Below are 12,577 nucleotides of genomic sequence, written 5' to 3' on the forward strand. Positions count from 1 at the left end.
AAACCTGGACTTAGAGAGTATGGCTGCGGGCTGGAAGAAATACTTCGCCCAACATACAACGAACACTACCTCCACCGATGCTTTCAATGGTTTCAACATTGAAAGGCAGTAGCTTACCGTGGCTGGAAAGCTGAGTTCGTTGCGCCGGAGAAAATGACTCATAAGCAGACCGAGACATCGCAATAACCTTGTCACCATTTACCGTTTCTAGTTGCAAAATGTTGCCGCAAAACCGGTTCATCTGCTCCAGTGAAATGGAAATCACCTGTTTGTCTTTCGCCAGCGACTTCAGCACAAAGTGACGCTCGTATTCGGGGATCACTTCATCACATATTACGCAGAAGCTTTCGCCAATCGCCATCATCACATTGGTGTGATAAATCGGCTGTCCTGAAGGCAAAGCGGTTTGAAACGAAACCACACGCTCGTAACCAATACGTTGCGCATAATCTTCAAGAACTTCACGGTCACAACGCTGGGAAAGTGCGGCATAAATAGTACGGTTGATATGATCAATCACCATCACACCTGTGCTTTCCAGATACGCATTTTGCTTTTGGTATTCCACCAGCGAATCTTGGCGAGAGACGGTACGGCCAGCAAAAGAAAGTTGCTCAATCAACTCATCAGGGCGAACCTCATACTGGCGATTAGTACAAGCCATAGGAAAGGTATAGAAAGCACCGTCATTGGTGGTACTGAACCAGTTATTTGGGAATACCGCATCCGGGGTCGCCACATCGCCCAACGGATAATCAAACACCACAACCTGAACACCTTCTTGGCGTAGCTTGGTGACCATTTGATTGAATTCAGCCATTGCATGTTGAGTGATTTGTTCATCAGTCAAGGCAGATTGATTCTGAAATTCGTTGTCTTGAGCCGTCTCCGCATTGAACTTAAACTCTTTTGGCGGGACCATAACAACACAGTTGGCATTCTGCACAACACCTGAATGACGTTGGGGTAAATTTTGCGCTTGTAGCATGGTTGAAACACATCCGTTTGTTCAGCAATGTTTTGGATTGTAAACAGTTTGTTATAATAACTTTCACTGAAATTTGGCTAACAAATGCAAGCAAACCGTCTCATTTACTGCCGTTACAATTAACAGCAGTAAATATTACTGACCACTTTTTCACTAAGCGGCATCTATGCACTTTTTATGCAACAAGTGTATAGGGTATTCAATTTAATGAATGAGTACCGAACGAGCCGCAGCGTTTTATACTGGCGGATATTTGTACTCTGAATAACCTCGGTTTAGAGATATACTGCTGAACATAAAGCATTCAATTGCATATTTTCGTTGTCGACACAGTAAGCAACGAGAAAATTATCCCGCTTTCGCATCACAACGACTTCTGCCTATTTGTGATGTGGTGAATGAATAAAAATAAGGATCTTCAATGTATAAGAAATTTGAAAGCTTCACCGAAGCGTTTCCTCAAAAGGAACCAGACAGGCCACCCAATACACTCTTAGCATTCTGCCTGCACTACACAAAAGGCTTTGAAAAACCGCTGATTTTATTGGCGTTAATGAGTACCACCATCGCCATAATTGAAGTCTCACTGTTTGGCTTTATGGGTCAGTTAGTCGATTGGTTATCAGGTAGCAACCCAGAAACGTTTTTGGCGGACAACAAAGATACTTTGATGGGGCTGTCCGTACTTATTTTGGTTGTGATGCCTATATTGATTGGCTTCTATTCGTTGGTGATACATCAGACCATGCTGGGCAACTATCCGATGTCGATACGTTGGCTGGCACACCGTTACCTGCTGAAGCAGAGCTTATCTTTTTATCAGGACGAGTTTTCTGGCCGTATAGCGACCAAGGTAATGCAAACCTCGCTGGCGATCCGTGAAACCGTGATGAAAACGCTGGATGTGTTTGTTTACGTCGCCGTTTATTTCACCGCGATGGTAGTCATGCTGGCTCAGGCTGACTGGCGCTTAATGCTGCCGATGCTGATTTGGCTGGTCGCGTATGTCTCTATTCAGCTCTATTTTGTTCCGCAACTTAAAACAGTCTCTTCTGAGCAAGCTGATGCTCGCTCGCAAATGACTGGGCGAATTGTCGATAGCTACACCAACATAGCTACTGTGAAGCTGTTCTCGCACAGCAAACGCGAAACCGAATACGCAGAAGAAGGCATGGGCAGTTTCCTTGATACCGTGTATCGACAAATGCGTTTAGTCACTGGCTTTAACGTTTGTGTTGAGCTTGCCAACTACATTCTGGTGTTCGTGATTTCCGCTATGTCTATCTACTTGTGGATGCAGAGTGCAATATCAGTTGGCTCAATCGCGATTGCGATTGCACTGGCACTGCGTATTAACGGTATGTCGAAATGGATCATGTGGGAAGTTGGCGGTCTGTTTGAAAACATGGGTACTGTCGTTGATGGCATGCAGATGCTGTCTAAGCCAATTGATATCCAAGATGACAAAGACGCCAAAGATCTGGTGGTTACTCAAGGTGCAATTGAATTTAACGATGTTAGCTTCCACTACGGCGAGAACAAAGGTGTGATTGATCACCTTAACCTGCATATCAAAGCAGGCGAAAAAGTCGGCTTGGTGGGACGCTCTGGCGCGGGTAAATCAACCTTAGTGAATCTGCTTCTGCGCTTCCATGATGTGGAGAGCGGCGAGATTAAAATTGATGGTCAGAATATTTCTAAAGTCACTCAGGATTCACTGCGTAGCGCTATTGGTATGGTGACGCAAGATACCTCATTGCTGCACCGTTCAATTCGCGACAACATCTTGTACAGCAGACCTGATGCAACCGAAGAAGATCTGCTCAAAGCGACCAAACAAGCGCATGCTCATGAGTTTATTACTGACCTTACCGATCCACATGGCAACGTCGGCTACGATGCTCAAGTGGGCGAGCGCGGTGTGAAACTGTCGGGTGGTCAACGTCAGCGTATCGCTATTTCACGAGTATTACTCAAAGATGCGCCACTGCTGGTATTGGATGAAGCGACTTCTGCACTTGATTCAGAAGTGGAAGCAGCCATTCAGGAAAGTTTGCTTGAGCTGATGCACGGTAAAACAGTGATTGCGATTGCGCACCGTCTATCAACGATTGCCGCAATGGACAGGCTTATTGTTTTAGATGACGGAAAGATCATTGAGCAAGGTACGCACCATGAACTTATCGAGCAAGACGGCATCTACGCTCATCTTTGGGCTCATCAGACTGGCGGTTTTATCGGTTGTGATGAACTTGAAGAAGAGAACGTTGCCTGAAGCGGCAGTCTCATTAAGCAAAACAAAATAGCGAATAACAACTAAAGTTAAAGAGCCAACCACACAGGAGCCATCCTATAAAGGTTGGCTCTTCTCTTTTCACTGTGGTGAATTTCTCTTAAAATTCCGCCAACTTCTGTTTCAACATAATGAATTTCATCAATCATGAATAAAAGTCTTATCACCAACCTTATCTCTCTCGTGCTATTGGCTGTGGGTTACACCACTCAGAATCAGTTTGCCCTGTACGCAGGTCTGTTCGCTTTTTCAGGCGCAATAACCAACTGGCTAGCCATCCATATGTTGTTTGAGAAAGTACCCGGTTTATATGGTTCAGGTGTGATTCCAGCACGATTTGAAGCATTCAAAAATGCAATTAAGACCTTGATGATGGAGCAGTTTTTTACCGACACCAATATTGACCGCTTCCTGAATCAAGAGCTCAGTGGCAAACAACCACTCGACTTAACGCCGATTATCGCCAAAGTCGACTTCAACCCGAGCTTTGACAAGTTAGTGGATGTGATTGCGAACTCTCAATTTGGCGGCATGCTCGCAATGTTTGGCGGTACTGAAGCACTTCAGCCAATGAAGCAACCATTTGTTGAGAAGATGCAAGAATCTATGGTGGAAATCAGTCAGAGTGAATCGGTAAAAACTGCCCTTAAAGAGCAGCTAGAATCACCGGCAATGTTAGATGAAATCAAAACCAACATTGAGGGCATTATTGACCAACGCTTAAGCGAGTTAACGCCTCAGCTGGTTAAAGAGATGGTGCAGAAAATGATTAAAGAGCACCTTGGCTGGCTGGTTGTTTGGGGCGGTATCTTCGGTGGTGTGATTGGACTTGTGTCTACCTTTATCGCATAACATGTCTACACCTCTATGATGACTGATATTGAACATAAACACGCATAGACCCATCCATGGGGCTCCAGCGTGCCTTCCTTGGCACGCTGGGTTTACTTATCAATATCAGTCACAACTTCGTTCATTCACTACGCTTTAAGCGCTAATCCTTTAAGCACCGATGACGCCGCCATCTTCACGCGTAATCATCATGATGGTTGAACGAGGCTTAGAAGAACCACCCGCAGGGAAGTTCGATGCTTGTAACTCTTCACCCGGATGCTGAACGCCAATAAACATGGTTTTCTGGTCTGGAGAGAAGGTTAACCCTGTAATTTCACAAGCTACTGGACCAGTTAAGAAGCGGTGGATTTCACCTGTAATTGGGTCGCCACACAACATCTGGTTATTACCCTGCCCTGCAAACTCACCTTTGTTTGAGTAGTTACCATCGGTTTGAATCCACAGACGACCTGCTTCATCAAAACCAATACCATCTGGGCTATTGAACATATTGTTGGCATTGATATTTTCACTGCCTGCGTACAAGTTACCTTGATTTACTGTTGGGTTACCCGCAATCAGGTATAGATCCCATGCAAACATCTCTGCGGTGTGGTCACCTTTTACTGGCATCCAACGAACAATCTGACCGTAGTTGTTTTTCTCACGCGGGTTAGGACCACCCACTGGCTGACCTTCTTTACCACGGTTCTTGTTGTTGGTCAGAGTACAGAATACGTATTCGTTATTTGGATGTACCGCTACCCACTCAGGGCGATCCATGGTGGTTGCACCCACTTGTGTTGCAGCGCGACGAGCAAAAATCAGCACTTCCGCTTGGCTGTTAAATCCGTTTTCAGGCGTTAAGCCATTTTTGCCGAAAGTCAGTTCTAGCCAACGACCTTGACCTTTCAGCGCTTTGTCTTCCATATCGAACTGAGCAACATACAAGGTGCCTTCTTCAAGCAAATTGCGGTTCGCTGCATCATTACCTTTCTGGTATTTGTTCTTCGATACAAATCGGTACAAATGCTCACCACGCTCGTCGTCACCTAAATACACCACAACGTGGTTGTCTTTGTTAATGGTTAACGCCGCATTTTCATGTTTGAAACGACCAAGAGCAGAACGCTTAAGTGGCGTTGAGTTCGGATCATTCGGGTCAATTTCCACTACCCAGCCATGGCGATTTGGCTCGTTCGGGTTCTTCGTTACGTCAAAACGTTCGTCGAATTTATGCCACTGGTAATCACTTGGCTTAGCAGAAATGCCGTAACGTTTTTGGTCTGCATTAACACTACCTTCGGTATTCGCACCAAAGAAGCTGTTGAAGTTCTCTTCACACGTTAGGTAAGTGCCCCAAGGCGTTTGACCGTTTGCACAGTTGTTAAACGTCCCTTTTGGCATAGTGCCCGAAGGATCGGCTGCCGTTTTTAGCAGTTCATGACCTGCTGCCGGACCCGTCATCTTCATTTGTGTATTAGCGGTAATACGGCGGTTACGTTTGCCGTTACGGTCAATCATCCACTGACCATCTTTACGTACGATTTCGACAATGGTGTTACCTACTGCCGCCTGTGCTTTCAGCACATCGTCAGCAGTCATACTCTTGCCTTGATGATCAAACAAATACTCGTAGTTGGTGTATTCGTTGTTGATTGCTAGAACTGCGCGATCATCGCTGATAGGGAACAAGCTCATACCATCAGTGTTGTCACCAAATTGAAGCGCTTGAGCGGCAGACTCTTGTTTTCCACTCGGATCAAAGTCAGGAGCATTTGGGAAAATTGGGTCACCCCACGAAATGAGCGGTGTGGCTTTGTAGCCTTTAGGAACAACAACCGTATCAGCGGTTGAGGCTGGCACTGGCTCAAAATTCAATAATGACGATGTCGGTTTGGCTGCAACCGCTTTTGCCACTGGATTAAGCGCTAAAAAAGCACCCGCACTCACTGCTGCTGTTCCAGTTAGGAAACCACGGCGAGACAATCTCGCTTCGATCATTTCACTGAACTGAGAATCTTGCTCATCACGATTCCACATTGGAGACTCCTTGACTTTACTCATTATAGTTATTGCATCATTGCAACTTAGATTTCTAAGATTCAGGAGCTTATCTTTCAAATGTGACTAAAAGGTGAAAGATATGTTTCTAAGCAATGACAGGAGCATATAAATTTGAGAACCACGCCCGTTCACATTTCCTTTATATTCCTTATACTCAATAGCAGTAACCACATTTTTATTACCGTTATTTTTCTGTTACTGAAGCTGTTGCGGCATGAGCAACGTTTATTAGTCTCCATTTACATAGTTGTTTATCTATGAATCATCTATGCAAATGGAGACTAATTTACTAACCACAAACCCGTAACGCCCAGTCATTAGAAAGCTTTCTACGATTGTTTATAGCAATGCTAATTAGAAAAAAATCCGTAGAAACTCTGCATCGTCATCCTGAAACCATGACCACAGAGCAAGCGGAAAAAGAAACGACACAACAATGAGAACAGAAACCAAGGGCCTGACCTTATTCCATTAACAGGCCAACTTCCCCCTATGGGAGTTAATGAGGGTATTATGAACGTGGTTATCAATGGTGTTTCCTATGCCTATGAGGCAGGGAAAACCGTATTTCAATTCATTCAATCGACAGGGATTGACGTCCCTAGCCTGTGCGCGGCCAGTCATCAGCAACAAAAACAACCTTGCGGACTCTGTGTGGTCGACATTGACGGAGTCGGTATAGTTCGCTCCTGTGAACAAGAACTGACACCGAATATGCGCATTCAAACTCACACAGAAGCTTTGCAGCAACTTCGCCATCAGGCTCTGAAACGCATTTTGTCTGACCACAATGCCGACTGTGAAGCACCTTGCCAAATCGCGTGCCCTGCCCATGTGGATATTCAAACTTATTTGCACCACATCGCCCAAGGCGAACCGCAAAAAGCTATCGAAGTCATTAAAAAGCACCTGCCACTTCCTGCCTCCATTGGTCGTGTGTGCCCTGCGTTTTGTGAAGCGGAATGTCGTCGTAGTGTCGTCGATGAACCTGTCGCCATACGCCATTTAAAACGTCATGCCGCAGACATTGATCTGGAAGCAACGCCGTATCAAGCAGACATTCAGCCAAGTAACGGTAAGAAAGTGGCAATTGTCGGCGCAGGTCCCGGTGGATTAGCGTGCGGCTACTATTTGAGCTTATTGGGCTTTTCAGCCACTGTGTATGAAGAGATGCCAAAAGCTGGCGGCTGGCTACGCTACGGTATTCCTGAATATCGCTTACCAAAAGATGTGCTCGACAAGGAAATTGAACTGCTCACCCAAACGGGTATGCAAATTCACTGCAATCAGAAGATCGGTGAGAATTACACGCTGGCACAACTGGAACACGATTACGACGCAGTTTGCCTTGCAATTGGGGCAAGTCTGGCAGTGAGCAGTCCCTATCCCGGCAGTGAGTTAGCAGGCTGTTATCTGGGCGTCGATTACCTCAAAGATGCCGCAACAGAGCGCAAACTGAAAACAGGTAAGCGAGTGGCGATTATCGGTGGTGGTAATACCGCCATCGACTGCGCCCGCACTGCATTGCGACTTGGCGCTAAAGTAACGCTGATTTATCGTCGCACCATGGCAGAAATGCCAGCAGAAGAGTATGAAATTGAAGAAGCCAAAAACGAAGGTGTGGCATTCCAGTTTCTAGCCAATCCAGTAGAAAACCTCGCCGATAAAAACGGACATGTACAGGCGGTGAAACTCGAAAAGATGATGCTAGGTAAACCAGACTCATCCGGCCGCAGACAACCGATTCCAACGGGTGAGATTGTCGAGATGAAATTTGATACAGTCATCTCAGCCATTTCACAACGCTCAGATACGGTGATCATTGCAGGTGCTGACCTGCCACTAACTCGTCGCGGTACAGCTGATGTCACCGAAGAGACCATGCACCATGCGCGAAATGTGTTTTCAATTGGTGATTTCCGCCGAGGACCAGCCACAGCGATCGAAGCCATAGCCGACGGAAAACTCGCTGCGGAAGCCATTGCAGAAAAACTGCTGCTCGGTGGTATTGCGCCTAAACCTCATCAATTCAGAAGCAGAAAAGAACCATCACTCAGCCGAGTTAAGCAACTCGAATATCGTTTAGAGGCGGTGAAACGCAGAATCCAATTCCCGCATTTGTCAGAATCAGAATCGACCACCAGCTTCAACGAAGTAGAACTGGATGCTGGTATTGAAGCGTCTATGCAAGAAGCTCAACGCTGTCTGGAATGTGGCTGCCAAGCTAGCACACAGTGCGATCTGCGAGATTACGCCAGCGAGTATCAAGTCAAAACGGAAGAAGTTGATTGTGCATCTGGTAAACATCGTTTCCCAGTGGACAAAAGTAGTGAGTTCATTGTGTTTGATGCGAACCGTTGCATCAGTTGTGGCCTGTGCGTGCAAACTTGCCAAGAAGACACACAGCATGGCGTCCTCCAGTTTACACAAGGTTCATTACGCCCTCATTTCGCTAACGGTGAATCAATGGGCGGTTCAAGCTGCGTGCAGTGTGGCGCTTGTGTTCAAGTTTGCCCAACGGGTGCACTTGCAGACAAACGCGACAAGTCTTACTCCCGAGTGGAAATACTCAAACCCGTAAAAACCGTCTGCACCTACTGTGGCGTAGGTTGTAACGTCGTGCTGTATGTGGATGAAAAAGACAACAAAGTTCGTTATGTCGAAGGCGATAGAAACTCGCCAGTCAACCAAGGTATGCTGTGTGTGAAAGGCCGTTTTGGATTTGACTTCATTCATAGCCCAGAACGCCTAACTCAGCCTTTAATTCGTCAAAATGGTAAGTTAGTACCCACTTCTTGGGAGAATGCGATTGAAACTATCGCTAAACGCTTTACTGAGATTAAACAGAAACACGGCAGTAATGCGCTCGGTGGCTTCTCATCCGCGAAAACCACCAACCAAGATAACTATCTGTTCCAGAAGCTGATTCGTCGCGAGTTTGGCACCAATAACGTTGATCACTGTGCAAGGCTGTGTCATGCCTCTACGGTTACTGGTCTGGAAGCGTCAATTGGTAGCGGTGCCATGACTAATGATATCGCCAGCATTCAGCACTCGGATGTGATTTTTGTGATCGGTTCAGATACGACATCGGCGCACCCAATCATTGCCTCACACCTCAAACAAGCAGTAAGTCGCGGTGCGAAACTGATTGTGGCAGACCCGAAACGTATCGGCATGGCAGATGTCGCAACCCTGCATGTTCAACAGCGTCCCGGCACCGATGTAATGCTACTCAACGGTATCATGCAGCAAATCATCCAGAATGCTTGGTATGACAAAGATTACATTCGCGAGCGTGTTGACGGCTTTGAAGACTTGATGATGGAAGTAATGTCCGATGCTTATTTACCGGAAAAAGTTGAACTCGTCACTGGTGTCAAAGCACAAGACATTAAGCGAATGGCAGAGATGATCGGTACAGCCAAAGTGACCGCCGTCTATTACGCTATGGGTATTACCCAGCACACCACAGGGCACGATAACGTTCGCTCCATCGCCAACTTACAAATGCTGTGTGGCAACATTGGTGTTGAAGGTGGCGGTATCAATCCATTACGCGGTCAATCCAATGTTCAAGGCGCTTGCGACATGGGAGCCTTGCCAACGGATTACCCAGGTTATCAGAAAGTGTTGAGCCCGCTGGTACAAACCAAATTTGCTAAAGCATGGCAAGCTGAACACCTATCCACTGAAAATGGTTTAACCCTAACAGAGATGATTGATGCCGCGCATCGTAAAGAGCTTCGCGGTTTGTACGTTATGGGTGAAAACCCTGTACTCAGTGATCCGAACCAAGCGCATGTGATTGAAGCGCTTAAAGCGCTCGATTTTCTGGTGGTGCAAGATATCTTCTTATCGGAAACAGCCGAGCTTGCCGATGTGGTGCTGCCTTCGGCGTCTTTTGCAGAAAAACGCGGGCACTTTACCAATACTGAGCGACGTGTTCAGGCACTTTCACCTGCGATTAAATCACCGGGCGCAGCGAAACAGGACTGGTGGATCATCACACAGATTGCCAATGCAATGGGTGGCAACTGGCACTATCAGAACATTGAACAAATCAATGCTGAGATATGCGAAGTGACACCGCAGTACGCAGGCATCACATGGGAGAAAGTGGGCAGCCAAGGTGTGCAATGGCCATGTAACGACCAAGCACCAAACGGTACACGTATCATGCACCAAAGCACATTCAAACGTGGTCGTGGTGAGATGGTAGCAGTACCTTTCATCTATGCTGCTGAAATGCCAGACGAGAAATACCCGTTAATTTTGACTACTGGGCGTTTGCTGGAGCAGTTCCATACTGGAACCATGACTCGTAAAACCCAAGGGCTGGACAAACTGGCTGGACCAAGAATCATGATCAGCGTTCAGGATGCAGAAAAGCTGGGCATCAAAAACAGTGAAATGGTACGCCTATGCTCTCGCCGAGGCATTATCGAAGCGCCAGCTTTTGTCACCAAACGAATGCAAGAAGGTGTGGTCTTTGTTCCGTTCCATTTTGCGGAAGCTCCCGCTAACAGACTGACATCTGAAGCAAGAGACCCTTATGCAAAAATACCGGAGTTCAAGGTTTCAGCGGTAAGGTTAGAAAAATTAGGATTAACTAATAAAAAGATATCGAAAGTAGCTTTGAAAGAATAATCTGTGTCTATACTTAGTGTGGAAACAACCTCCATCAACTGGCTCTAAAACGCAAAAACCACTCTTTTAATAGAGTGGTTTTTTTTAATCTGCCTTTTCAGTTGCTAATTAAGCAGCATGAATAATGTCCGGAGAGAGCGAACAAAGCTCATCAACAATCTCTTTGGTTTGTTTTGAGTAGATCAACTTATCCTTAGAACCGACCAACTGAACCATCTTCACTTTTTTAGACAAAATCGCATGTCTTAAAATACGCAAAACCATCTGATTATCGAGCACGTCATCATCGGACAACCCAGTACTTGGCACCAATGACGCCAAATCGATATTGACCACCAGTTGATCACAGTGATCCATAAAGTGGTTAAGCTGGTTTTTCAACTGTGTGCGATGACGAAAACTGCATTCGTCGGAGCTTAGCCAATCACAACCGAGATCTTCGGCATACTCCAACACTTGAGAAGCAGTACGTTTGAGATCGGCGCCAATAAAGAAAGCTCGGGTATTTTGAAAACGTGACAACATAAAGTGAAATGCAGAGCCCAAAGTTGGCTCAAGCGATTGCTTCAGCTCAAATCCGTGACCAATATGAATCACACCAATCTCTTCGTTATCCAACGCAAGCACTGGCATCGCTTTGAGGATCAGCTCATGGCAGTTTGCCAAAGCCACAGGAACAGAGCACAACGCAAAGTGTCGGCTGAGCAACTCTTGATAAGCGACATCCTGATGATCTTGAACCACGAAATGGCCAGCATCACTGTAGTTAAGATTAGATTGCTGTTTGTAAAGCCACTCTGAAGACAATTCCAAACTCTGTTGAGCAAATTCAAACTCTACCTGTGTCATAGGCTTAACACGTTCACAAACAGTTAGAAAAGTGAACGGAGAGAATGTATGCACCGAACTGCGGTTCATACGGTAACGTTTGAATAAACTCAACATGATGATTACCTCTCTGGTGGCAACGCGCGAGCGGCCTGTAACACATGCAAAATGATTCGCTGTTTATTAGCGTCAACGCGATGGGCTGGAGCCATAACTGTAATCGCGCCAATCAATTTGCTTCCTTTCATCACCGGAGCACTGATCCCAGAAACGCCCGGATCAATCTCAGAAGTACTCACGGCATATCCTCGTTGCCGAATTTTCTCCAACTCAACTTGCCACTTGTCCAATTGCTCTTCTTGCCCGAAGTGTCGCAATATCTTTTCACAACGCTGAGTTGGCATAAAAGCCAGCATAGCTTTGGATGAGGCGCCACGAAGCAGGGGTTGACTTTGACCCTGGACGTAGCTGCATCGGAGCGCCTGCATACTTTCTTTCTGGATGACACACAGTGCTCTGTAACCTACCGGCACCATGAATGCAGCCATTTCACCTGTCTGTTTTTGCAAGCGTGTTAACACCGCATCAACTTCGTCTAAATTGTGTTGGCTGGTCTCGTAACTATGCATTAACAGCAAAGCAGCCGGACCGATGATCAAGGTTTTGTCGTATGGACTTTCCTCAATCAAACTCCACTCTTTCAGCAACTTTAAGTGTCGGTAAAGACTACTCAAAGGGACTTGCAATTGTTCACTCAGCGTTTTCGCTGAAACAGGTTCACTATTCACCGCCACTTGCATTAATAGCTGGAGTGACTTTTCGTTGACCTGATTCGTAGACAGTTTTAATTCATTCATGGGATTGTTTTAGCCTTTATCAGTAAACGCCTCAAACTCAAATTCTTATATATCGAGAAT

7 protein-coding genes are annotated in these 12,577 nt (G+C 46.0%); 3 read left to right on the forward strand and 4 right to left on the reverse strand.

Features of this window, described 5'->3' with window-relative positions:
• Positions 1–10: 10 nt before the first annotated feature.
• Complete coding sequence (gene ctlX / locus AAGA51_RS21040; RefSeq protein WP_042479481.1) at positions 11–988, reverse strand: citrulline utilization hydrolase CtlX; 978 nt, start codon at positions 986–988, stop codon at positions 11–13.
• Between the two features lie 421 nt (positions 989–1,409).
• Here ctlX and AAGA51_RS21045 point away from each other — a divergent pair, with 421 nt between their 5' ends.
• Both AAGA51_RS21045 and AAGA51_RS21050 read left to right on the forward strand, forming a co-directional pair.
• Positions 1,410–3,263, forward strand: coding sequence for an ABC transporter ATP-binding protein (locus tag AAGA51_RS21045; RefSeq protein WP_042479482.1), 1,854 nt, complete (start codon positions 1,410–1,412; stop codon positions 3,261–3,263).
• 165 nt (positions 3,264–3,428) lie between these two features.
• Positions 3,429–4,133: a hypothetical protein gene (locus AAGA51_RS21050; protein ID WP_042479484.1), complete on the forward strand. Its 705-nt coding sequence runs from the start codon at positions 3,429–3,431 to the stop codon at positions 4,131–4,133.
• Between the two features lie 150 nt (positions 4,134–4,283).
• Here the strand turns inward: AAGA51_RS21050 and AAGA51_RS21055 are convergent, their stop codons facing one another.
• Positions 4,284–6,158, reverse strand: coding sequence for a PhoX family protein (locus AAGA51_RS21055; RefSeq protein WP_042479486.1), 1,875 nt, complete (start codon positions 6,156–6,158; stop codon positions 4,284–4,286).
• A 537-nt stretch (positions 6,159–6,695) separates the two neighbouring features.
• Here AAGA51_RS21055 and fdhF point away from each other — a divergent pair.
• On the forward strand, positions 6,696–10,832 hold the full coding sequence (gene fdhF / locus AAGA51_RS21060; protein ID WP_081878624.1) for a formate dehydrogenase subunit alpha: 4,137 nt from the start codon (positions 6,696–6,698) through the stop codon (positions 10,830–10,832).
• Positions 10,833–10,940: 108 nt separating this feature from the next.
• On the opposite strand, the gene AAGA51_RS21065 is transcribed toward fdhF, so the two are convergent.
• Together AAGA51_RS21065 and AAGA51_RS21070 are read right to left on the reverse strand one after the other, a co-directional pair.
• On the reverse strand, positions 10,941–11,777 hold the full coding sequence (locus AAGA51_RS21065) for an arginase (RefSeq protein WP_042479488.1): 837 nt from the start codon (positions 11,775–11,777) through the stop codon (positions 10,941–10,943).
• A 5-nt stretch (positions 11,778–11,782) separates the two neighbouring features.
• The gene (locus tag AAGA51_RS21070) at positions 11,783–12,517 is read right to left on the reverse strand and encodes an IclR family transcriptional regulator (protein ID WP_042479490.1); all 735 of its coding nucleotides are present in this window, start codon (positions 12,515–12,517) and stop codon (positions 11,783–11,785) included.
• Positions 12,518–12,577 lie beyond the last annotated feature (60 nt).

The sequence above is a fragment of the Vibrio diazotrophicus genome (genome assembly GCF_038452265.1).
In the GTDB taxonomy this organism is placed as follows: domain Bacteria; phylum Pseudomonadota; class Gammaproteobacteria; order Enterobacterales; family Vibrionaceae; genus Vibrio; species Vibrio diazotrophicus.